We start from the raw sequence: 20,185 nt of genomic DNA, 5'->3' as shown, positions 1-20,185 counted from the left end.
CGGACGTTAACCCAGAGGCTCGATCGACTGGCTGCCCGGCGCGACCTTCGTCCACAAATCGGTGATCCGCAGGTCCAGCTCGGCCAGCAGCCGCCGCAGCAATGGCAGGGACAGCCCGATCACCGTGCTCGGATCACCCTCGATCCGCTCCACGAACGGCCCGCCCAGACCGTCGATGGTGAAGGCCCCGGCGACCGCCAGCGGCTCACCGGACCGGACATAGGTGGCGATCTCGTGATCGTCGATGTCGGCGAAGTGCACCACCGTGGAAGCCACCGCCTCCGCCCGCCGACCCCCCTCGACATCGAGGATGCAGTGCCCACTGTGCAGCACCCCGCTGCGCCCACGCATCCGCTCCCACCGGGCGGTAGCGTCGGCAGAATCGGTCGGCTTGCCCAGGATCTGTCCATCGAAGGCGAGCACCGAGTCGCAGCCCAGCACGAGGGTGCGCTGGTCAGCGGCGGGCCGCAACCGGGCCAGCACCGCCTGCGCCTTCAACCCGGCCAACTCCAGACAGAGATCCTCCGCCCGTTCGGTCACGACAACTGACTCGTCGACCCCGCTGACCAGCACGTCCGGCTCGATGCCGGCGGCTTGCAGGGTCTTACGGCGGGCCGGGCTCGCCGAGGCGAGCACCAACCGAATCGGCATGGCTTCAGGCACCCCGCCGACGTTACCGGTTGCCAACCCGATCATGCCGCCGCCTCCACCCCCGGTCGCCGGTCGCCGTGTCGCGTAGGCGGTCAGCGACTGATCCGCGGTGGGGGATCATCGGACCTGCGGCGGTGGCGAGCGAACAAAGCCCAGGCCCCACCCGCCGCCAGCAGCACCCCCAAGGTGACCCACCCCCGCACGGCCGCCGCACCGTCACCCCCACCCTCGGCCCGCGGCCCATCCGCCGCCGCCGTGGTCGGGCCAGCCGCATCCGGCGAGGTCGCAGGCACCGACTCAAAACCCCTAGGCGGTACGTCTGCCGTCAGCGCCGCCACCAGATCGATGACCCCATAGCCGTACTGGTCGTCCCGCCCCGGCGGCCCCTTGTCGATCGCAGTGGCAGTCAGCCGGTGCGCCACCTCATCCGCAGGCAGATACGGATACTTGGCCCGCACCAACGCCGCAGCCCCCGCCACAATCGCCGTCGAGTTCGATGTTCCGGTACTCCGGCGGTACTTGCCCCCAGCATCGATGCTGTAGATGTCAACGGATGGCGCAACGATGTCTATCTGCGGTCCGGTCATTGCGGTCGCTGCATGCGCCCCATCGCGTCCAATGCCGCCGACGGCAATTACCCCGCTGTCCGCTGCCGGGTAAATGACGCTTGAGTCGGGGGGTGTGTTGCCCGCTGCTGCAACGATGACAACATTGGCTGCTCGGGCCTCCTGGATGGCTCTGAGCAATGCAGTGCTACTGCCGCCTCCTCCGGAAATGCTAATCACATTCGCCCTCTGGCTAACTGCGTACTCGATGCCGAGTGCCAGCCGATCCGCATCTCCGATGTTCTTCGAATCGGACGTCGTGACGGGGAGGATCTTTGCCTTGGGTGCGATTCCTAGTGCGCCGAGATTGTTATTGCTTCCGTGAGCCGCTACCAGTCCAGCCATTGCTGTCCCGTGGCCGTTGGGATCAGTGTTCCCGCCGTTCGGGTCGGTAATCATACTCCTTCCCGGCAGCAAGTTCCTTTGGATATCCGGGTGCGAATCGACCCCGGTATCCAGAACTGCGACCGTTGCACCCTCTCCTTGGCTGACTAGGTGCGCTCTTTGGATGTCCAGATAACTCAGGTGCCACTGGTCGCTCCGAATCAGACTTGCCCCGTCTGGTTGCGATACCTCTGCGTTTGCGCTAGCTCCTGCTAGTGGCAAGATCCAGGCAATCAGGGCAGCAGTTCCTTGCCTGAGGAGGGTGGAGCCGGCAGTCATCTAGGGATGCCGATTGCAGGGCCAGGGTCGATTGGTCCTTCATTCTCGGGCGGACGGACGACCGGGTCGACGCCCTGATCCATCCTCCAAGGCTCATCAGGGTCCCACTTGCGCGGATCGCTGATGCCGGGCTTGCGCTCGAATGAACGCCCTGACGCTATACCCTGACCCAGGGGAAGGCCAATATTCGGAGCACCATAGGAAATCCCGGGCGAGCCCTTACCGCCCGGACGAGAGCCTGCTGCGCCTGTCGGGGTAGTGCCAGCTCCGCCACCGCCGATTACACCGCCAACCGGGTTTACGCGTCGGGGTTGCGTGCCGCCGGAAGTTGGCTGAACTGCTCCCGGGCTTAGCGGCTGCCCGATAAAGCCGCTAGGGGCTGCGGCGCGTGGGCTCGTCGGCGCTGCAAGGCGCGGCGCGCCATTTGTAGTTGGCTGTCCAATCTGACCTCGGCCAAGAGGGTTGGTGCCAGTGCCTAGGCCGACCGACGGGAGTAAATTGCTGCTGGTGTTTGGCGATGCGGAGTTGCCCGGCGAAAGTGCAGGCGGATTTCCTGGAGGCGATGCAGGGGATGGACTTGGGCTAGCGCCTCCAAGTACTGGACCGACTGCCGGAGCCTGAGGTGCTGCAATCGCTTTCGGTATAGGGCTGGAGCGGGTGGGCGGGATCACACTTCTCGACAAAGATACTGGGACGATGGGTGGGATTATGGGAGCCGCTCCGGCAGATGCATAAGGATCAGAGTAATCTGGCGCACGATCACCTTGGCGAGTGCTTGGAGGGGGTTGGCGGAGCATTGCTTGGGCTTGTTGGAGTTCGCTGCTGAGGCCGTACATGATGCCGCGCGCTCGGACGTTGAGGCGTTCGAGGTCCGCGTCGGTCACCGGGGATTCGCTGGCTCGGCTTCCGGCGGCGGCCTTGGCGTCGGCGGCGATCTCCTCCCAGGTCCGCTTCTGTCGAAGCTTGCCCGCGTACTCCTCGTAGATCTTGCTCAGTTCGGTGCGGGTGCTGGTGATGGCCTGGGTGGCGGCCGACAGCGCGGTCTGGTTGGCGGAGGCGGCGTCGTGGGTGCGTTGCACCTGGTCGATCAGGTTGTCCAGTTCGGTGACGTACGCCCGGGCGGCGGCGTTGGTCTCCGGCGGCCAGGCACGGGCCAGGCCCTCGCGGTAGGCCTTGAGTCTGGTGAGGTGCTGACCTGCCAGGTCGCAGACCTTGCGCCAGCCGGCGACATGTCGCCAGTGTTGTTCGGTCTGGTGGTCCTGCACGCAGGCCCACATGTCGGCGACGTTCATCAGGTACCAGTCGGTGAGGCCGCCGCTGCGGCCGACGCCCACGTCCCTCATGGCAGCACCACCGGTCCCGGCTGGTCGAGGCCGGTGGGGTCGGCGAATGACGGTGACGGCGCCGGCGAGGTGGTGATCATGCCGGGGCTGGCCAGGGCGCGTTGGATGTCGGCGACCCGGGCTGCGGAGAAGGCGTCGGCGTCGCCGTAATGCAGGGCCACCTGGTGGGCGGCTTCCGCCAGGTGGCCGGTGGTGTGGCCGACGCCCCAGACCGCGTTGGTGGCGGCCTGCTGGGTCTCCCAGTGGGCGCGCATGAACTGCACCAGCTCGATGAACGCGTCAGCGGGGTTGGACACCTGGGTGAGCATGTCGCTGGCGATGTACCGCAGGTGCGGGGTGTAGTTGCTCTCCACCTCGGCACGGAGCTGATCAGCGAATTCCCGCATTTGGCGAATGTCCGCCTCGATGGTGCGGTAGCCGCCCAACCAGGACGCAGGTCGGTCCTCTTCAGGGATCACGTTCCCTCCCAACCGTCACGGCCCGATTCCCCTGAGTGAGGTTAATGGGTGCAGGCCGCCCCGGCAGCCCCGTACCCGGCCGGTTGGAACCCGGTTGAAGCCGGAGGGTCAGCGGGGCAGGCTGGACACGCGCCAGGCGCCGGGGCCGGGCAGGTGGCCCCTGCTTGCCGGTCGGGCGCTGCGCGCCCAGGTGGAGACCGGTGCCGGGCTGGGCCCGGCGGCGGGCCGGGGGCGGGCGACGATCGCACCCACCAGCGCGGCCAGTTCTTCGGCGGTAGGTATGCCGCGCACAATGCGCAACAGCGGCTCTTCCCCAGACATGCCACTCAGCGTACGCGGCCCGAAGTTGACCTTGATCGCAGAATGGCGTGCCGACGGTGTAGGTTTCAGCGCTGCCGGGTACCGTCTCAGCGATGTCAGACGCTTCCGCCTCCCAACTCGTCGCCGACCGGTACCGGCTCATCTCGCCGCTCGGTCAGGGCGGCATGGGTCGGGTGTGGAAGGCGCGCGACGAGGTGCTGCACCGCGACGTCGCCATCAAGGAACTCGTACCGCCGCCGGGTCTGACCAACGACGAGCGCCGCGAGATGCGGGAGCGCTCGCTGCGCGAGGCGCGGGCCATCGCCCGGCTCAACAACGTCAACGTGGTACGCATCTTCGACGTGCTCCGCACCGACGGTGACCCGTGGATCGTGATGGAGTACGTAGCGTCGCGTTCGCTGCAGGACACCCTCGCCGAGGACGGGCCGGTGTCGCCGGCCCAGGCGGCGGAGATCGGGCTGGGGGTGCTGAACGCCCTGAAGGCGGCGCACCGGGCCGGCATCATGCACCGCGACGTCAAGCCCGGCAACGTGCTCCTCGGCACGGACGGTCGGGTGGTGTTGACGGACTTCGGGCTGGCCACCATCCCGGGGGACCCGAACGTCACCCGTACCGGCATGGTGCTCGGGTCACCGGCCTACATCGCGCCGGAACGGGCCCGCGACGGCACCGCCGGGCCGGAGGCCGACCTGTGGTCGCTGGGCGCCACCCTCTACGCCGCCGTGGAGGGCAAGTCCCCGTTCGCCCGGCCCTCGACGATCGCCACCCTGGCCGCGCTGGCCACCGAGCCGATGCCGCACCCGCGTAACGCCGGCCCACTCAAGTCCGTGCTCAACGGGCTGCTCCGCAAGGACCCCCAGGAGCGCATCACGGCCGACTCCGCCGAGCGCATGCTGCGTAAGGCCAGCGGCCGGCGGGTGCGGACCATCTCACTGCTGGATGGCGTACGCCGACCGGGGCCGAACGGTCCGCGGGAGCCCCGCCCGCCGTTGGTGCCGGCGCCCCGACCGTCCGGGGAACAGCCGTCCGCCCCGGTCAGCCCACCTGCTCCGCGTACGCCGCTGGCCGCCGGATCGACCGGCGTGGACGCCGCACCCTCGGTGCAGGGCGTCTCCTCCGACGCCGCAGCGACGACCAGAATGGACGCCGGCGACACCGGTACCGACCGGGAGTCGACGAGTTCGGAGGTCGCACCTACCGCTCTGATCGCCTCCGGTCCGGGCAGCTCAGCCCAGGTGGAGGGGCGCGAATCGGCTGCGGGCGAGGATGCCGCCAACCCGACGGGCACGCAGGTACCTGAGGGGTCCGGCTCCGAGGCGGAGACCTCCGCCGAGTCGGAGTCGACGGATCAGGCGGCTGCCGGTACCCCTGACTCGGCACCCTCCAACGGCGACAGTGCAGCGGCGGGCTCGGATGCCGAACCCACCCGTCGGGTGACCTCCGGGTCGACCGGGGACCCCACCCGGGTCGTGCCGCAGGGGACCGTGCAGGTGCCCTCGACTCCGGCAGACTCGGAACCGGCCCGTGGTGCGGTCTTCACCTCGGGCTTCCTGCGTTCGGAGCGCAACCGGCGTGGGCTGCTCGTCGGCGCCTTGGTGGCGCTGCTGGTGGTCGGTCTGGTGGTGGCGGTGCCGCTGCTGACCGGCGACGACGACAACGACGGTGGCAGCCCGCAGGGTTCGACCGGCAGCCCGACAGCCTCGGCCCTGGCGAGCAGTGAACCGGCTGCACCGCCGCCCACCAGCGCCGCCCCGGCTACCAGTGCCGCACCGCCCAGCCCTTCGGTCTCGCCCAGCACGGCAGCGCCGACCAGCGGCGGGCTGCCGGCCGGCTGGACGATGCGCAACGACCCGGTCGGCTTCAAGGTGCCCGTGCCGGAAGGTTGGCGGCGCAGCTCCGGCAGCACCTGGGTGAAGTATCGGGACCCCAACGGCGTCAGCGAGTTGACCATCGACCGTACGGATCGCCCGGGACGGGACGCGGCTGCCACCTGGCGAGACCTTGAGCCGGGTCGGCGGAACGTCAGGGGCGTGCAGAACTACCGGCTGATCGACATCTGGTCGTTCGACTGCAAGTGGCGGACCTGCGGCGACTGGGACTGGTACCAGACCCGCAACGGGGTCGAGCTCCGAGTCCGTAACCGGGGCTTCGTCACCGCCAGCAACCGGGGTTTCGCCCTGCGTTGGGAAGTACCGGACAGCGAGTGGGAAGCGCAGCTGCCGAACTTCGAGACCGCCTTCCGGGAGTTCGTACCCGACCGTCAGGACTGAGCGGCAGGCATGACCCTTCGCCGATCGGGGTATCTGATCTCCGACGACGGAAGGGAGGCCCGAGATGGCTTACCGAGGAACGGACACCCGATCCCGGCTAGCACTGTGGACACTCGCGGTGCTCGGCAGCGTCGTACTGCTGGTCGCCGCCGCCGGAGTCGCGATGCTGATGAGCCTGATGCTGCTGGCCGGGGCCGCGCTGACCGGCTGGCACCTGACCCGCCGAGGAAGCGTCACCCGCAGTGGTGGCATGACCGTGCCGGTCGTCCTGACCTCCCGACGCCGGGCCTGAGCCCCACGACGACGAGCGCCATCGACGGCGGGCCGGAGTCCACTACCGGAGGAGGCCCGCCGCCGGTGGCGTACCTCAGGTGTTATTGGCCAGGGCGATCAGCCGGCTGCGGTCGCCGTTCCAGTAGTTGCGGTCCACCGCGCCGCTGATACCGGCGATCCGGCCGGAGTCGGTGTACTGCCAGAAGCTCCAGAAGGGGGCGCCGGCCGGCAGGGCGCCCACGGAGGACGACCAGCGGGCGATCCAGAGCGGGTGGTTGTTCCAGGGGCCGCTCCAGCTACCGGTGCACTGGTTCCAGAAGCTGGTGGTGGTGTAGATGACCGCGTAGCGGCCGGTGCGGGAGCGGTAGGTGTTCAGGAAGTCCTGCACCCAGTTGCGCATCGCGGTGGTGCTCAGGCCGTAGCAGTAGCCGCCGCTGTACGGGTTCGCCTCCAGGTCCAGGGCGGCAGGCAGGGTACGGCTGTCGGCCGACCAGGCGCCGCCGTTGGAGGCCAGGTAGTTGGCCTGGACCGCGCCGGAGGAGATGTTGGGCCGGGCGAAGTGGTATGCCCCCCGGATCACCCCGGCGTGGTACGCGTTGACGTAGTTGGTGTTGAAGTTCGGGTCCTTGTAGCTCGTACCCTCGGTGGCCTTGATGAAGGCGAACTGGATGCCGGCGTTACGGACGCTGGTCCAGTTGATGGTGCCCTGGTAGCGCGAGACGTCGATGCCGGGCACGGTGGCCGCCGTGGCGGGGGTCGCGGTGGCGACGAGCCCGGCGGCGGCGGTGGCGAGTACGGTGAGTGCGGCGGCGGTCAGCCGACGCAGCGAAGACCTGACCTGACCCATGGCGTCCTCCTGAGACGACGGTCAATAGACAGCCATCTTTGGATGGAGCTGCCCGGTCGGGCAATGGGGGTAAAGATAATTTTCGATGTCCGGCTTGTGGCGTCGGCCCACCTGGCGATCAGCGCAGGGCGGCCGGATTGCTCGGTGCAGGGCTCACGATCAGGCTCCCGTCGAGCAACTCGATCCGGTCATGGGTCTCGCCCATGGCGAAGTAGTCGTCCTCCGTCCAGAGGCCGACGTGGGGTTCCAGAGGGGCTGCGCTCACCGGCGTACACCTCCCGATCCGATCGCCACCCGATCAGTCACACGATACGGGCGGTTGGCCCGGCAGTGACACCGGAACGCGGCCGGTAGGCTCGCGCCCCATGGTGTCGATCGAGGGCATGACGGAGTTCTGGGACCGCCTGGTCGGCGCGCAGCCCGACCCGCCCCCGCTGCTGGTGCTGCTCACCGGGGTGGCCGCGCTGCTGGTGGTCAGCACCCGACTGCCCTGGCGGATCGCCCGCAACGCGATCACCATCGCGCACGAGGGCGGTCACGCCCTGGCCGCGCTGCTCACCGGACGCAAACTGCGTGGCATCCGACTGCACTCGGACACCTCGGGACTGACCCTCTCCGCCGGTCGCCCCACCGGCCCGGGGATGGTACTCACCCTGCTGGCCGGCTACCTGGCGCCGCCGCTGGTCGGCCTGGGCGGGGCATGGCTGCTGGCCGGGAACCGGATCACCCTGCTGCTCTGGCTGGCGGTGCTCCTCCTGCTGGCCATGCTGGTCATGATCCGCAATCTGTTCGGGGTGTTGTCGCTGCTGGTCACCGGCGGGGTGGTGCTCGCCGTCTCGTGGTACGCCAGCCCGCAGGTGCAGGCCGCCTTCGCCTGGACCAGTGTGTGGTTTCTGCTGCTCGGCGGGGTACGCCCGGTGATCGAGCTGCAACGGCTGCGTACCCGGCGGGGGATGCCCGCCTCCGACGCCGACCAACTAGCCGGCATCACCGGACTTCCGGCCTTCTTCTGGGTCGTCCTGTTCGGCCTGGCCAACTGTGCCGTGCTGCTCGTCGGCGGGCTGATGCTGGCCGGCCCGCTGCTGACCGAAGCCGGCATCACCTGGTGACCTGAGCCTCCGGCCTGGACCGTCTAGGGCCTGGCGGCAACCACCCGACCCCCTGGTGCGTGTTGTCTACGACCCGCAGGAGGTGGCAGGTGCCGGACGTCGACGGGTTCGACGAGTTCTACCGGGGCAGTCGACAACGGCTGCTCGGCTTCGTCTACGTGCTCACCGGTGACCTGGGCGAGGCCCAGGACGCCGTCCAGGAGGCGTACGTGCGGGCGTGGCAACGCTGGTCCACGGTGGGGCGTTACGACGACCCCGAGGCCTGGGTACGGGTGGTGGCCAGCCGGCTGGCGGTGAGCCGGTGGCGCAGTCTGCGCAGCCGGGCTAGGGCCTACCTGCGACACGGCGCGGTGGAGAGTGTTCCCGCGCCGGGGACGGAGACCGTCGAGGTGGTCGCCGCCCTGCGTCGCCTGCCCGAGGAGCAGCGGGTGGCGATCGCGTTGTACTACCTGGTCGGCCTGCCGGTCGCCGAGGTCGCGCGGCAGACCTCAGCTCCGGTCGGCACGGTCAAGGCCCGCCTGTCCCGGGGGCGTACCGCGCTCGCCGGACTGCTCGCCGTCACCGACCTGGAGGAGGCACCCGGTGCGTGACGAGATGATGTTCGTCGAGCGGCTCCACAACGAGTTGCGGGACGTCCGCTGGCCGGAACCGGCCGTACTGCGTGAACGGGCCCGCCGTCGGCGCCGCCGGGCCATGCTGAGCGCGGCGACCGCGGTGGTGCTCCTGGCCGCCGGGCCCGCGATCGCCGGGGTACGCCTGGCCGCCCCTCAGTCGGCCCCGCCGCAGTCGGCGGACTCCCAGCCGCAGACCTCGCTGCCGGTGTACGCCGAGATCCCCCACGAGGCGCTGGTGCAGCCGGAGGACCTGACGACGAAGACGGACCCTCCACTGAGCCATGCGGGCTTCGGTGAGCCGGTGCGGGTCGACGAGTTGCTGCTGGCCTGCCTCACCGAACAGGGGCAGACCGACGCCTGGGAGGTGTCCCGGTACTCCCGGTCACAGACCCTGCTACGGGCGAGCGCAGACGGTGCCCGCCGGCCGGCCGACGTGGTGCTCAATCAGGCCGTCTACCGGCTGGCCCCGGAGACCGCCGCCGGTTTCCTCCAGCGGCTCGACGTGCTGATCGCACCGTGTGCCAGCTGGCGGGTGACCGGCGAGGTGTCGTGGGAGGACCGGATCGCGCGGGCCGAGGTGGAGCACCGCTGGGAGGTGACCGACCGCGCCTTCACAGGTGACGAGGCGATGCTGATCCGACACGTCGTCGTGACCGCCCGCAACCTGGACACCGGCGAGAGCCGGGGACCGACCAGCCCGGACACGACAGCCGTGGTACGCGTCGGCGACCTGGTCACCGTGCTGGCCCCGGGCCGCGACACCACCGACGCGGAACTACGTCGCGTCGCCACCCTCGCCGCCACCCGCCTCTGCCCCGCCGCCAACCCCCCCTGCTAACCCCCTCCCTACCCTCCCCACCACACCCACCCCCATCGAGCCGCGTTGATCATGAGGTTGGCGGCATCGTGGAGATCAACTACCGCCGCCAACCTCATGATCAACAGCGCTTGGGGTGGGTGGGGGAGGTGGGGGAGGGGGTCAGAGCGGGATGTTGCCGTGCTTCTTCGGCGGCAGGGTCTCCCGCTTGGTACGCAGCACCCGTAGCCCCCGGATGATCTGGGTACGGGTCTGGTGCGGCGCGATCACCGCGTCGACGTACCCGCGCTCGGCGGCCACGTACGGGTTGGCCAGGGTGTCCTCGTACTCGGCGATCTTCTCGGCGCGGACGGCGGCCGGGTCCTCGGCGGCGGCCAGCTCCTGCCGGTAGAGGATGTTCACCGCCCCCTGGGCGCCCATCACCGCGATCTGGGCGGTCGGCCAGGCGAAGTTGAGATCGGCCCCCAGGTGCTTGGAGCCCATCACGTCGTACGCCCCGCCGTACGCCTTGCGGGTGATCACGGTGACCTTCGGCACGGTGGCCTCGGCGTACGCGTAGATGAGCTTGGCACCCCGGCGGATGATGCCGTCCCACTCCTGGCCGGTGCCGGGCAGGAAGCCGGGCACGTCCACGAAGGTCAGCACCGGGATGTTGAAGGCGTCGCAGGTACGCACGAAGCGGGCCGCCTTCTCGCTGGCGGCGATGTCCAGGGTGCCGGCGAAGTGCATCGGCTGGTTGGCCACCACACCGACCGGCCGACCCTCCACCCGACCGAAGCCGACCACCATGTTCTGCGCGAAGAGCGGCTGGACCTCCACGAACTCACCGTCGTCGAGCACGTGCTCGATGACCCGGTGCATGTCGTACGGCTGATTGGCCGAGTCCGGGATCAGGGTGTCCAGTTCCCGGTCGGCGTCGGTGACGTCCAGCTCCGCCTCGACCGGGAAGACCGGCGGCTCGTCGAGATTGTTCGACGGCAGGTGGGACAGCAGGGCCTTGACGTAGTCGATCGCGTCCTCCTCGTCGCTGGCGAGGTAGTGCGCGTTGCCGCTGCGGCTGTTGTGGGTGCGGGCCCCACCCAGCTCCTCCATGCCGACGTCCTCACCGGTGACCGTCTTGATGACGTCGGGACCGGTGATGAACATGTGCGAGGTCTGGTCGACCATCACGGTGAAGTCGGTGACCGCGGGGGAGTACACCGCCCCGCCCGCGCACGGGCCCATGATCAGGGAGATCTGCGGGATGACCCCGCTGGCCCGTACGTTGCGGAAGAAGATCTCGCCGTAGAGGCCGAGGGAGACCACACCCTCCTGGATGCGGGCCCCGCCGGAGTCGTTGATGCCGATGACCGGGCAACCGATCTTCATGGCGAGGTCCATCACCTTGACGATCTTCTCGCCGAAGACCTCGCCCAGGGAGCCGCCGAAGACCGTGAAGTCCTGGGCGAACACGCAGACCTGCCGGCCGTCGATGGTGCCGTAGCCGGTGATCACCCCGTCGCCGTACGGGCGGGTGCGGTCCAGCCCGAAGTTGGTGGACCGGTGCCGGGCGAACTCGTCCAGCTCGACGAAGGAGCCCTCGTCGAGCAGGAGTTCGATCCGCTCACGGGCGGTCTTCTTACCCCTGGCGTGTTGCTTCTCCACCGCTCGGGCCGACCCGGCGTGCACCGCCTCGTCGACCCGTCGGGCCAGGTCCGCCAGCTTGCCGGCGGTGCTGTGCAAATTGCTCCCGGATTCGGTAGTCACCCTGGGAATATAACGATGGTTCAGGTCAGCGGCGTGCGGCAGGAGGGGTAGTCCGTACGCTGGTGGGATGCCGGGCTCGCCGTACATCGATCTGGATCGTCCGCCGCTGTCGGCGGCGCGGCTGCGCCGGGCGTTGGTCACGCCGTACGGCCCGTGGGCGCGCCTGGAACTGCACACCGAGACCGGCTCGACGAACGCCGATGTCGCCGAGGCGGCCCGGCGCGGGGAGCCGGAAGGGCTGGTCGTGGTCGCCGAGCGGCAGACCGCCGGCCGAGGGCGGCGCGGACGGACCTGGCAGTCGCCGCCGCGGGCCGGCATCGCGACGAGCGTGCTGCTGCGGCCCGGGGAGGCCGTGCCGGACCGTGGCTGGCGGCCCGCACCACCGGCGGGGTACGGCTGGCTGCCGTTGCTGGCCGGGGTGGCGCTGGTGGAGGCGGTCGGTCGGCTGGCCGAGCTGGAGGCCGGCCTGAAGTGGCCCAACGATCTGCTGATCGACGGGGCCAAGTGCGCCGGCATCCTCGCCGAGGCGGTGCCCGGCCCGGCCCTGGGTGACCCGCCCGCGGTCGTGCTCGGCATCGGGCTGAATGTCACCCTGCGGGCCGACGAGCTGCCGGAGAACCCGACCGGCCTGCCGGCCACCTCACTGCAACTGGCCGGTGCGGCGGCCACCGACCGCGACCCACTGCTGCGGGCCCTGTTGCGCTCGCTGGCCGACTGGTACGCCCGCTGGCGGGACGCCGACGGCGACGCGACCGCCAGCGGCCTGCGGGAGGCCTACCTGAAGGTCTGCGCCACCGTAGGCCGCGAGGTCCGCGCCCTCCTCCCCGACGGCACCACCCTCACCGGCACCGCCACCACCATCACCGGCGAGGGCCACCTCCTCCTCACCACCCCCCACCCCACCCCCACCACCCACTCCCTCCCCGCCGCCGACCTCCTCCACCTCCGCTAACCCCACCCCCCGTGCGTCGCCGCCCACGCCCCCGCTTCCTGCGCGGCGATCTTGCACTTTCGGTCGGGACGAATCGGGCTTAACGGGGCGAATGGGCGACCGAAAGTGCAAGATCGCGGGGGAAAGGGGTGGGAGGGGGTGGGAAGGGGTGGGGAGGGTGGCCGCGTGGTGGATGTGGCGGAGGGGGTCTGGGGGGTTAACGTCTGCGCGTCCGGTTCTGCGAGGAGGTATCCGTGGCGTTCCCCGAAGACGTGCTCACCGAGGACGAGCACGTCGTGCTGCATCTGCGTCCGCACTGGAAGGCCCTGATCCGGCCGGTGGCGGTGCTGGTGCTCGCCATCGCCGCGGTGGTGGTCGGTTTGATCTTTCTACCCTCCAGTGGAGGCGGCTCCATCACCCTCGCCGTGATCGGCGGGCTGGCGGTGCTGGCCGTACTGGTGCTGGGGCTGTGGCCGTACATCGGCTGGCGCACCACGCACTATCTGTTCACCAACGAGCGGGTGGTGATCCAGCACGGGGTGTTCTCCCGGGAACGGCGGGACATCCCGCTCAGCCGGGTCAACGACCACTCGATGAACCAGCAGTTCGTCGGGCGTCTGCTGGGCTACGGCACCCTGACGATCGAATCGGCCGGTGAGCGGGGTCAGTCGGTGCTGCCCGATGTGCCGAAGGTCGACCGGGTCCAGACCAAGCTCTACGAGCTGGTCGAGGCGTTCCACGACAAGCACTCGTTGGGCGACGGGGAACTGCGTGAGATCCTCGCCGAACGTGACAACAACCGGCCCGGTCTCTAGGGCCTCGCATGACATGGAGAACGCCCGCCGGTGACGGCGGGCGTTCTCCATAGGTACGGGATCAGCGCCGCCGGAAGCGGCGGTGGGCCGGGGCGGGCGCCAGTTCGGCGGCCAGTTCGGCGGCCAGCTCCTTGTCCAGCGCGGCGGTGAGTTCGTCCTCGCTGCTCAGGGCGGCGGCGCGGGGCTGAAGCGGCCGGGCGGTCAGGCCGGTGGGCCGGGTGGCCGGTGGCTCCTCTTCCTCCAGCTCGGTGATGGATTCGGCGAGTTCGGCCACCGGATCCATCTCGGCCATGGTGTCCCACTCGTCGCGCGGCAGGCCCTGCCAGGCCTGCTTCGGCTCGGCGGGCGCGGACTGGAACACGAAGGTGCGGTACGACCAGAAGCGGAACAGGGTTGCCAACACCACGCCGCCGGTCTTGGCGACATTCAGCGCCAGCAGGCTCGTCATGCCCAGCCCGTACTTGGCGGCGGCCAGGACCCCGAGTTCGATCAGCAGGCCCACCCCGTTGAAAAGGAAGAAGAGGGCGTATTCCCGCTGCATGGCCGATTTGGGGCGATCTCGGTACGTCCAGTGCCGATTCATCAGATACGACGTGATGGTCGCCACCACTGTGGCGACCACTGTCGCTTTCAGTTGGCCATCGACGAAAACGGTGAGTGCCAGGGCGTTGAACACCGCGTAATTGATTGCGGTGTTGACGCCACCGACCAGGCCGAATTTGAGCGCCTCATGGATGAACTTCTGCCAGCGCTCAGGCAGCAGACGGACAAGAGGCATGCGTAACACCTTAGGGCAGTGGGCTGGGGCCGGCAGGCTCCGGCCGGACGGGTGGGCGGCAGGTCACGCCCCGCGGTCCCGGTTCACTTCCGTGACGGCAGGGGTTCCCGGATCCACGAAGACGAACCGTCGGTAGGACCAGAATCGGAACAGGGTCCCCAGGCCGGTGCCCACCACGAAGCTGGCGATGTTGTCGGCCAGCCGGGTCTGGAAGACCTCCGGCCAGATGCTGCCCAGGCCGTACCGGCTGATGGCCAGGCAGGCCACCGCGATGCCCAACCCCACGGCATTGAAGAAGAAGAACAGGGCGTACTCGCGCGCCGGGTGGGAGCGCTTGCGGTGCCGCCAGGTCCAGAAGCGGTTGCCCAGGAAGGCGAAGGTGGCCGCGATCACCGTGGCGATCGTCTTCGCCGTGATCTGCTCCACACCGGCGGGGCCGATCAGGTAGTTGAACAGGGCGAAGTCGATGACAAAGGCCACACCGCCGACCGTGGCGAACTTGCTCATCTCACGCACGAGGTGACCAAAACGGTCGCGCAGGGAGTGGATCAGACCCGTGCGGGTCTGCCGGGAGCCTGGCTCCCCGGTCATCGTGGCGGCCACCGTGCGAGCGTACCGGTTCGTGACCCTATAGCGGCGGATCGACCGCTTGCGGTGTCCGTCGGCGCGGCGGTGGACTCGGGCATCAACGGAGCGTAACCGGGCCTGAGCGATCCGGAGTTGAATTCCACTACCTCCCAGCGGGTGACAAAGCGCCGCCGTCGGGTAGAGCGGATAGAGGCCCGCCGCAAGATTTGCGTGAAACTGCGCGCGAAAGCGGGTAAAGAGCCGTGAAGCGGCAGCGTGCCCGTGCCTTGTGCAGTTCTTCACAACCAGTCCCACTGACTGGGGAGGTCCCTCGGTTTACGCTGAGCCCAATCCCAGGTTTCCACGAAGGCGACGCACAACGCGCGCCAAGACTCGTGCATCCCATAGACAGGTCAGCGTCGACCACAAGGAGATGTGTCATGGTTGCTCCGGCCACTGTTCGGGGTATCGATCAGGCCCCGACGTCCCACCCCAAACTGCTCGCCTGGGTCCGTGAGGTCGCTGAGCTGACCACCCCTGACCAGGTGGTCTGGGTGGACGGGTCCGATCAGGAGTGGCGCCGCCTCACCGATGAACTGGTCGAGGCCGGTACCCTCATCCGGCTCAATCCCGAGAAGAAACCCAACTCGTTCTACGCTCGGACCGACCCGACGGATGTCGCCCGCGTCGAGGAGCGGACATTCATCTGCTCGGTGGACGAAGCGGACGCCGGCCCCACCAACAACTGGATGGCGCCGGCCGAGATGAAGCGGACGATGACGGATCTGTACCGCGGTTCGATGCGCGGTCGGACGATGTACGTCATCCCGTTCGTGATGGGTCCGGTCGAGGCCGAGAAGCCCATGTTCGGTGTGGAAATCACCGACAGTCCATATGTCGTCGCCTCGATGCGGATCATGACCCGGATGGGTGCGAAGATCCTCGAGGCGATGGGCGACGACGCGGATTTCGTGCAGGCCCTGCACTCGATCGGCGCCCCGCTGGCGCCGGGCCAGCAGGACGTGGCCTGGCCCTGCAACGAGACCAAGTACATCTCGCACTTCCCGGAGACCCGGGAGATCTGGTCCTTCGGCTCCGGCTACGGCGGTAACTCGCTGCTCGGCAAGAAGTGCTACTCGCTGCGGATCGCCAGCGTGATGGGCCGCGACGAGGGCTGGCTCGCCGAGCACATGCTGATCCTCAAGATCACCTCGCCGGAGGGCACGGTCTACCACATCGCCGGGGCCTTCCCCTCGGCCTGCGGCAAGACCAACCTGGCCATGCTGGAGCCGACCATCCCGGGCTGGAAGGTCGAGACCATCGGCGACGACATCGCCTGGATGCGGTTCGGCCCGGACGGCCGGCTGTACGCGGTCAACCCGGAGTACGGCCTGTTCGGCGTGGCACCCGGCACGGACTGGAAGACCAACGCCAACGCCATGCGGACCCTGGACAAGGGCAACTCCATCTTCACCAACGTCGCCCTGACCGACGACGGCGACATCTGGTGGGAGGGGATGGGTGAGCCGCCGGCGCACCTGATCGACTGGAAGGGCAACGACTGGACCCCGGAGAGCGACAGCCTCTCCTCGCACGCCAACAGCCGGTTCTGCACCCCGATCACCCAGTGCCCGATCCTGGCCGAGGACTACTACGACCCCAACGGGGTGCCGATCGACGCGATCCTGTTCGGTGGCCGGCGGCGGGACACCGTACCGCTGGTGACCGAGGCCCGGGACTGGGTGCACGGTGTCTACATGGGCGCCACCCTGTCCTCGGAGACCACCGCCGCCGCCTCCGGCGCGGTCGGTGTGGTCCGTCGCGACCCGATGGCCATGCTGCCGTTCATCGGCTACCACGGCGGTGACTACTTCCGGCACTGGATCGAGATGGGCAAGGGCGCCGACGGCGACGAGTCGAAGCTGCCCAAGGTCTACTACGTCAACTGGTTCCGCAAGGACCCCGAGGGCAGCTTCCTGTGGCCCGGATTCGGGGAGAACTCCCGGGTCCTGAAGTGGATCATCGAGCGGCTCGAGGGTCGGGCGGAGGCCGTCGAGACCCCGATCGGCATGGTCCCGACGCTGGACTCCCTCGACGTCGAGGGCCTGGACATGACTCCGGAGGATGTCCGGATCGCGCTCAAGGTCGACCCGGACGAGTGGCGCAACGAGCTGCCGTTGGTCACCGAGTGGTTCGAGAAGTTCGGTGACAAGCTGCCCGGGGTCCTCTGGGCGGAGTTGGACGCCCTGCGGGCCCGACTCGACGCGGAGCAGCCGCGCGGGGTGTGATCCAGGCGGGATTCGAGGCATCATCGGATCCCATGAGGACGGCCGCCGAGACCGAGGTCCGGCGGCCGTCCGCCGTCCGGGCCATGACCGTGCTGCTAGCCATGACCGCCCTGGCCACCGTCGTGGTCGAGGTGCTCAACTGGTGGTACGCCCCGGAGCAGGGCTTCGGGCTCGCGGTGCGTACCGGTTGGGCGATGCTGCGGTCGTTCGGCTTCCTGCTGCTGATCGGTCACGTCCGACGAGGGCGTACGGTGGCCCGCCCGCTGGGCCTGATCCTCGCCATCACCACGGTCTTCGCGGTGGGTCGCCTGATCGTGCCCCGGCACGGCGTGCCGCCGCTGCCCGGCCTGCTCGGCTTCGCCCTGCTCACCCTGCTGTGCGCCATGGTGGTCTGGATGCTGTACCGCTCCCCGGCCATCGCGGAGCATCTGGTGCGGCACCGGCCCCGCCTGGTCATCGACCGGTCCGGCATCTCCTGGCGGGAGACCCCACCCCGCAGGCCGGAGGCCAACGCCTGGCTGCTGACCAGCCGGGTGGCCGCCTTCACCTACAGCCCGCTGATGCTCGTACCGGCCCTGGTGGCCGGGGCGGCGATCCTGGACGGGCGGCCCTTCGCGCTGCCCGCGGTGCTGTTCTGGCTGGCGGCCGGGATCGCCACCAGCTACCTGGTGCTGTTCTGCACGGCGTTCCTGATGCGCGGCAGCCGGTGGGCGGGCACCCTGCTGGTGGTGATCACCCTGGCCGTCCTGGCCGTGGACCTACCGCTGTGCTGGTGGTTACTCGGTGTGGATGGTCTGATCCGTGACGGCACCCCACTGGTCGCCGCGGCGGGGCTGGCCCTGTACGGGGTGCGCCGGGCAGCCACCGCCACACCCTCATCCTGACCTGGGGGGATTCGACCGCCCTTTGCCGCCTGTGCGCGGTATCGGCCACCGGCCCGCCCACCGGCGCGAGGGCTCGCTACTCTGCAAGTGATGACTCTGCGGAAACTTCTCTACTCCGTCTACGAGCGGCGGCTGACGGCCAAGCTCGCGGGCCGTCCGGTGCCCCGTCATGTGGGCGTGATGTGCGACGGTAACCGCAGGTGGGCCCGGGAGATGGGCTTCCTGGACCCGAACGACGGGCACCGCAAGGGTGCCGAGCGGATCAAGGAGTTGCTGCGGTGGTGTGACGCGGCCGGCGTCGGGCACGTGACCCTCTGGCTGCTCTCCACCGACAACCTCTCCCGTCCGGCGGCGGAACTGAATCCGCTGCTTCAGATCATCGAGGATCTGACCACCGAGCTGGCCGAGGCGGGCAACCCCTGGCGGCTGCGGATGGTGGGCGCCCTGGACGTGCTGCCGGCACACCACGCCGAGGCGCTCAAGGCCGCCGAGGAGCGGACCCGGGAGCGCAGTGGCGGTGCCCAGGTCAACATCGCGGTCGGGTACGGCGGACGCCGGGAGATCGCCGACGCGGTCCGTTCGCTGCTGCTGGAGCATGCGGCCAACGGCGGCACCCTGGAGGACCTGGCCGGCTCGCTCGATGTCGACGACATCTCGGAGCACCTCTACACCCGTGGTCTGCCCGATCCGGATCTGATCATCCGTACCAGTGGGGAGCAGCGGCTGTCCGGCTTCATGCTGTGGCAGTCGGCGCACTCGGAGTTCTACTTCTGCGAACTCAACTGGCCGGACTTCCGGCGGGTCGACTTCCTCCGCGCACTGCGCTCGTACGCCACCCGCCAGCGGCGTTTCGGGGCCTGACCGCCGGGGTCCTCCGGCGTCAGGTCAGGTGGTGGGTGGCCTCGGTGAGGAAGTCGCCCAGGGCGGCCGGGGAGTCGATGGTCAGGTCGGCGGCCTCGGCGACCTCGGCACCGGTCTCCGGGTTGGCCACGGCGACGCAGACCCCCAGGAAGTCGGCGTCCGCGGCGGCGCGGGCCCGCAACGCGGCGAAGGCCTTGATGTCGGAGACGTCGTCGCCGAAGTACCAGGCGCCACCGGCATCCTGCACCAGTTCGCCGATGACCATGCCTTTGTCCCGGTCGACCGGGGGCTTGATCTCCAGCACCATCCGCCCGCCCTGCACCCGCAGCCCCAGCCGCTCGGCCTGGGCCCTACCCCACTGCTCGACCGTCTCCGCCAGCGCAGGCGCGGTACGCCAGTGCAGGGCCACCGACAGCCGCTTGTACTCCACCAGGGCCTGGGCGGGAAGTTCGGCTCGGGCCCGCTCGGCCAGTTCGCTCATGGTGGGCACGAACGGCAGGGCGGCCGGCTCGGTGACGATCTCGCCGCCGGAGTGGCTGTGCTCCAACCCGTACAGGCCGTAGAGGTCCACGCCGGGCAGCCCGTCGAAGTGCTCCCGCAGGAACTCGACCGGCCGGGCGGAGACGATCGCGATCCGCCGCACCACCGGGGCCAGCGCCTCGAGAGCGGCCAGCACCTTCGGCGCCGGCAGCACCTTCGTGGGGTCGTCGGCGACCGGCGCGAGGGTGCCGTCGAAGTCGAAGAAGAGAACTGTCTCGGCTGCCCGATCGGCGGTGGCCCGCCAGGCCTGGTCGGCATTCAACGGGATCTTCGGCTGCTGGTCGCCCAGATTCAACGGTGGCACGCGCGACAGCGTACCCCGGGTTTCGGCGATGAATCCTGGCTCGAGTGAGCTCGTTCGGCCCTTGCGCTCAGCGTTCGGCGGCTCCTCGTCCTCGGCGTCCGAAGGGCACCACGGCCGCCTCTTGACCGTGACTGAGCAGGTAGCCCTCCACGAATCCGGCGTTGCGGTCGCCGGTCTGCGCCTCGATCTCCCGCAGCCGCTCGACCAGGAATTCGGTGAGCGCGGTGACCCGGTCGTTGAGCCGCTCGTGCAGCTCGGCCAGCACGGCCAGGACGATCGCGGTGCTCGCCGCGGCGAGCGCGAAGAGGTTGACGAGCAGGGGAAGCTGCCCGCCGTTGAGGGCCAGGGTCACTGCGTTACCGGTGACGCAGAGCGTTACCGAGATCGTCGCGACCACGACTGCCGACCATTTCAGGGTCATGAAAGACCCTCCTTCTGTCCCGCAGGGCTGGGTTCGGCCTTGTCCCGTCCCCCCGCCGACGACGAGCCCAAGCAGTACA

At 69.2% G+C, this 20,185-nt stretch carries 22 protein-coding genes and 1 pseudogene; 11 read left to right on the top strand and 12 right to left on the bottom strand.

Features of this window, described 5'->3' with window-relative positions; all coding sequences use genetic code 11:
* Nucleotides 1-6 precede the first annotated feature (6 nt).
* Both OIE53_RS18300 and OIE53_RS18295 read right to left on the bottom strand, forming a co-directional pair.
* Nucleotides 7-696 carry a Maf family protein gene (locus OIE53_RS18300; protein ID WP_393337627.1) on the bottom strand — a complete coding sequence of 230 codons (690 nt, stop codon included), beginning with the start codon at nucleotides 694-696 and terminating at the stop codon, nucleotides 7-9.
* A gap of 47 nt (nucleotides 697-743) precedes the next feature.
* Nucleotides 744-1,919, bottom strand: coding sequence for a S8 family serine peptidase (locus OIE53_RS18295; RefSeq protein WP_393337624.1), 1,176 nt, complete (start codon nucleotides 1,917-1,919; stop codon nucleotides 744-746).
* A gap of 999 nt (nucleotides 1,920-2,918) precedes the next feature.
* On the opposite strand from OIE53_RS18295, the gene OIE53_RS18290 reads away from it, so the two are divergent.
* Nucleotides 2,919-3,089, top strand: coding sequence for a hypothetical protein (locus OIE53_RS18290; RefSeq protein ID WP_327022755.1), 171 nt, complete (start codon nucleotides 2,919-2,921; stop codon nucleotides 3,087-3,089).
* A 169-nt stretch (nucleotides 3,090-3,258) separates the two neighbouring features.
* Here OIE53_RS18290 and OIE53_RS18285 read toward each other — a convergent pair whose 3' ends face one another.
* Both OIE53_RS18285 and OIE53_RS18280 read right to left on the bottom strand, forming a co-directional pair.
* A complete protein-coding gene (locus OIE53_RS18285) occupies nucleotides 3,259-3,720 on the bottom strand; it encodes a hypothetical protein (protein ID WP_327022754.1) in 462 nt (153 codons plus the stop codon).
* Between the two features lie 108 nt (nucleotides 3,721-3,828).
* Nucleotides 3,829-4,041 (bottom strand): acyl-CoA carboxylase subunit epsilon, encoded by a 213-nt coding sequence (locus tag OIE53_RS18280; RefSeq protein WP_327022753.1) that lies wholly within the window; start codon nucleotides 4,039-4,041, stop codon nucleotides 3,829-3,831.
* Nucleotides 4,042-4,133: 92 nt separating this feature from the next.
* Between OIE53_RS18280 and OIE53_RS18275 the strand changes: the two genes are divergently transcribed.
* The gene (locus OIE53_RS18275) at nucleotides 4,134-6,311 is read left to right on the top strand and encodes a protein kinase domain-containing protein (RefSeq protein WP_327022752.1); all 2,178 of its coding nucleotides are present in this window, start codon (nucleotides 4,134-4,136) and stop codon (nucleotides 6,309-6,311) included.
* A gap of 64 nt (nucleotides 6,312-6,375) precedes the next feature.
* Nucleotides 6,376-6,603 (top strand): hypothetical protein, encoded by a 228-nt coding sequence (locus OIE53_RS18270; RefSeq protein WP_327022751.1) that lies wholly within the window; start codon nucleotides 6,376-6,378, stop codon nucleotides 6,601-6,603.
* A gap of 75 nt (nucleotides 6,604-6,678) precedes the next feature.
* Here OIE53_RS18270 and OIE53_RS18265 read toward each other — a convergent pair whose 3' ends face one another.
* Complete coding sequence (locus OIE53_RS18265; RefSeq protein ID WP_327022750.1) at nucleotides 6,679-7,431, bottom strand: GH25 family lysozyme; 753 nt, start codon at nucleotides 7,429-7,431, stop codon at nucleotides 6,679-6,681.
* Nucleotides 7,432-7,549: 118 nt separating this feature from the next.
* Complete coding sequence (locus OIE53_RS18260; RefSeq protein ID WP_327022749.1) at nucleotides 7,550-7,696, bottom strand: hypothetical protein; 147 nt, start codon at nucleotides 7,694-7,696, stop codon at nucleotides 7,550-7,552.
* Between the two features lie 100 nt (nucleotides 7,697-7,796).
* Here OIE53_RS18260 and OIE53_RS18255 point away from each other — a divergent pair, with 100 nt between their 5' ends.
* The 3 genes from OIE53_RS18255 to OIE53_RS18245 all read left to right on the top strand — a co-directional run bounded on the left by OIE53_RS18255 (nucleotide 7,797) and on the right by OIE53_RS18245 (nucleotide 9,992).
* Complete coding sequence (locus tag OIE53_RS18255; RefSeq protein WP_327022748.1) at nucleotides 7,797-8,540, top strand: M50 family metallopeptidase; 744 nt, start codon at nucleotides 7,797-7,799, stop codon at nucleotides 8,538-8,540.
* A gap of 89 nt (nucleotides 8,541-8,629) precedes the next feature.
* Nucleotides 8,630-9,130 (top strand): SigE family RNA polymerase sigma factor, encoded by a 501-nt coding sequence (locus OIE53_RS18250; RefSeq protein WP_327022747.1) that lies wholly within the window; start codon nucleotides 8,630-8,632, stop codon nucleotides 9,128-9,130.
* Nucleotides 9,123-9,992, top strand: coding sequence for a hypothetical protein (locus OIE53_RS18245; protein WP_327022746.1), 870 nt, complete (start codon nucleotides 9,123-9,125; stop codon nucleotides 9,990-9,992). Before OIE53_RS18250 ends, OIE53_RS18245 begins: the two co-directional genes overlap by 8 nt.
* Nucleotides 9,993-10,133: 141 nt before the next feature.
* Here OIE53_RS18245 and OIE53_RS18240 read toward each other — a convergent pair whose 3' ends face one another.
* Nucleotides 10,134-11,717 (bottom strand): acyl-CoA carboxylase subunit beta, encoded by a 1,584-nt coding sequence (locus OIE53_RS18240; protein ID WP_327022745.1) that lies wholly within the window; start codon nucleotides 11,715-11,717, stop codon nucleotides 10,134-10,136.
* Nucleotides 11,718-11,784: 67 nt separating this feature from the next.
* Here OIE53_RS18240 and OIE53_RS18235 point away from each other — a divergent pair, with 67 nt between their 5' ends.
* A complete protein-coding gene (locus OIE53_RS18235; RefSeq protein ID WP_327022744.1) occupies nucleotides 11,785-12,669 on the top strand; it encodes a biotin--[acetyl-CoA-carboxylase] ligase in 885 nt (294 codons plus the stop codon).
* 233 nt (nucleotides 12,670-12,902) lie between these two features.
* A complete protein-coding gene (locus OIE53_RS18230; RefSeq protein ID WP_327022743.1) occupies nucleotides 12,903-13,463 on the top strand; it encodes a PH domain-containing protein in 561 nt (186 codons plus the stop codon).
* A gap of 61 nt (nucleotides 13,464-13,524) precedes the next feature.
* Here OIE53_RS18230 and OIE53_RS18225 read toward each other — a convergent pair whose 3' ends face one another.
* From OIE53_RS18225 to OIE53_RS28500, 3 genes and pseudogenes are all read right to left on the bottom strand, one after another.
* Nucleotides 13,525-14,241 carry a GtrA family protein gene (locus OIE53_RS18225; protein ID WP_327022742.1) on the bottom strand — a complete coding sequence of 239 codons (717 nt, stop codon included), beginning with the start codon at nucleotides 14,239-14,241 and terminating at the stop codon, nucleotides 13,525-13,527.
* Between the two features lie 63 nt (nucleotides 14,242-14,304).
* Complete coding sequence (locus tag OIE53_RS18220) at nucleotides 14,305-14,832, bottom strand: GtrA family protein (protein WP_327027267.1); 528 nt, start codon at nucleotides 14,830-14,832, stop codon at nucleotides 14,305-14,307.
* A gap of 194 nt (nucleotides 14,833-15,026) precedes the next feature.
* A pseudogene (locus tag OIE53_RS28500) lies at nucleotides 15,027-15,111 on the bottom strand (GtrA family protein); the annotation flags it as partial.
* 137 nt (nucleotides 15,112-15,248) lie between these two features.
* Here OIE53_RS28500 and OIE53_RS18215 point away from each other — a divergent pair.
* The 3 genes from OIE53_RS18215 (at nucleotide 15,249) to OIE53_RS18205 (ending at nucleotide 18,841) form a co-directional block, all read left to right on the top strand.
* The gene (locus OIE53_RS18215) at nucleotides 15,249-17,096 is read left to right on the top strand and encodes a phosphoenolpyruvate carboxykinase (GTP) (RefSeq protein WP_327022741.1); all 1,848 of its coding nucleotides are present in this window, start codon (nucleotides 15,249-15,251) and stop codon (nucleotides 17,094-17,096) included.
* Nucleotides 17,097-17,128: 32 nt separating this feature from the next.
* The gene (locus tag OIE53_RS18210; protein WP_327022740.1) at nucleotides 17,129-17,980 is read left to right on the top strand and encodes a hypothetical protein; all 852 of its coding nucleotides are present in this window, start codon (nucleotides 17,129-17,131) and stop codon (nucleotides 17,978-17,980) included.
* Nucleotides 17,981-18,070: 90 nt separating this feature from the next.
* The gene (locus tag OIE53_RS18205) at nucleotides 18,071-18,841 is read left to right on the top strand and encodes an isoprenyl transferase (RefSeq protein ID WP_327022739.1); all 771 of its coding nucleotides are present in this window, start codon (nucleotides 18,071-18,073) and stop codon (nucleotides 18,839-18,841) included.
* Nucleotides 18,842-18,860: 19 nt separating this feature from the next.
* On the opposite strand, the gene otsB is transcribed toward OIE53_RS18205, so the two are convergent.
* Together otsB and OIE53_RS18195 are read right to left on the bottom strand one after the other, a co-directional pair.
* Nucleotides 18,861-19,685, bottom strand: coding sequence for a trehalose-phosphatase (gene otsB, locus OIE53_RS18200; protein WP_327022738.1), 825 nt, complete (start codon nucleotides 19,683-19,685; stop codon nucleotides 18,861-18,863).
* Nucleotides 19,686-19,752: 67 nt separating this feature from the next.
* Entirely contained in the window at nucleotides 19,753-20,106 is a 354-nt protein-coding gene (locus tag OIE53_RS18195) for a hypothetical protein (RefSeq protein WP_327022737.1), read from the bottom strand.
* Between the last annotated feature and the right edge of the window lie 79 nt (nucleotides 20,107-20,185).

The sequence above is a fragment of the Micromonospora sp. NBC_01739 genome (genome assembly GCF_035920385.1).
GTDB lineage: Bacteria > Actinomycetota > Actinomycetes > Mycobacteriales > Micromonosporaceae > Micromonospora.
The sequence above is the reverse complement of the archived record's forward strand: the minus strand, read 5'-3'. Positions and strand labels throughout refer to the sequence as shown.

Excerpts from the sequence above, each read along its gene's own strand:
- OIE53_RS18255 (WP_327022748.1), top strand. The coding sequence starts at position 7,797 with ATGGTGTCGATCGAGGGCATGACGGAGTTCTGGGACCGCCTGGTCGGC.
- OIE53_RS18270 (WP_327022751.1), top strand. The coding sequence starts at position 6,376 with ATGGCTTACCGAGGAACGGACACCCGATCCCGGCTAGCACTGTGGACA.
- OIE53_RS18280 (WP_327022753.1), bottom strand. The coding sequence starts at position 4,041 with ATGTCTGGGGAAGAGCCGCTGTTGCGCATTGTGCGCGGCATACCTACC.
- OIE53_RS18215 (WP_327022741.1), top strand. The coding sequence starts at position 15,249 with ATGGTTGCTCCGGCCACTGTTCGGGGTATCGATCAGGCCCCGACGTCC.
- OIE53_RS18225 (WP_327022742.1), bottom strand. The coding sequence starts at position 14,241 with ATGCCTCTTGTCCGTCTGCTGCCTGAGCGCTGGCAGAAGTTCATCCAT.
- OIE53_RS18300 (WP_393337627.1), bottom strand. The coding sequence starts at position 696 with ATGATCGGGTTGGCAACCGGTAACGTCGGCGGGGTGCCTGAAGCCATG.
- OIE53_RS18275 (WP_327022752.1), top strand. The coding sequence starts at position 4,134 with ATGTCAGACGCTTCCGCCTCCCAACTCGTCGCCGACCGGTACCGGCTC.
- OIE53_RS18195 (WP_327022737.1), bottom strand. The coding sequence starts at position 20,106 with ATGACCCTGAAATGGTCGGCAGTCGTGGTCGCGACGATCTCGGTAACG.
- OIE53_RS18265 (WP_327022750.1), bottom strand. The coding sequence starts at position 7,431 with ATGGGTCAGGTCAGGTCTTCGCTGCGTCGGCTGACCGCCGCCGCACTC.
- OIE53_RS18235 (WP_327022744.1), top strand. The coding sequence starts at position 11,785 with ATGCCGGGCTCGCCGTACATCGATCTGGATCGTCCGCCGCTGTCGGCG.
- OIE53_RS18295 (WP_393337624.1), bottom strand. The coding sequence starts at position 1,919 with ATGACTGCCGGCTCCACCCTCCTCAGGCAAGGAACTGCTGCCCTGATT.
- OIE53_RS18210 (WP_327022740.1), top strand. The coding sequence starts at position 17,129 with ATGAGGACGGCCGCCGAGACCGAGGTCCGGCGGCCGTCCGCCGTCCGG.
- OIE53_RS18205 (WP_327022739.1), top strand. The coding sequence starts at position 18,071 with ATGACTCTGCGGAAACTTCTCTACTCCGTCTACGAGCGGCGGCTGACG.
- OIE53_RS18220 (WP_327027267.1), bottom strand. The coding sequence starts at position 14,832 with ATGACCGGGGAGCCAGGCTCCCGGCAGACCCGCACGGGTCTGATCCAC.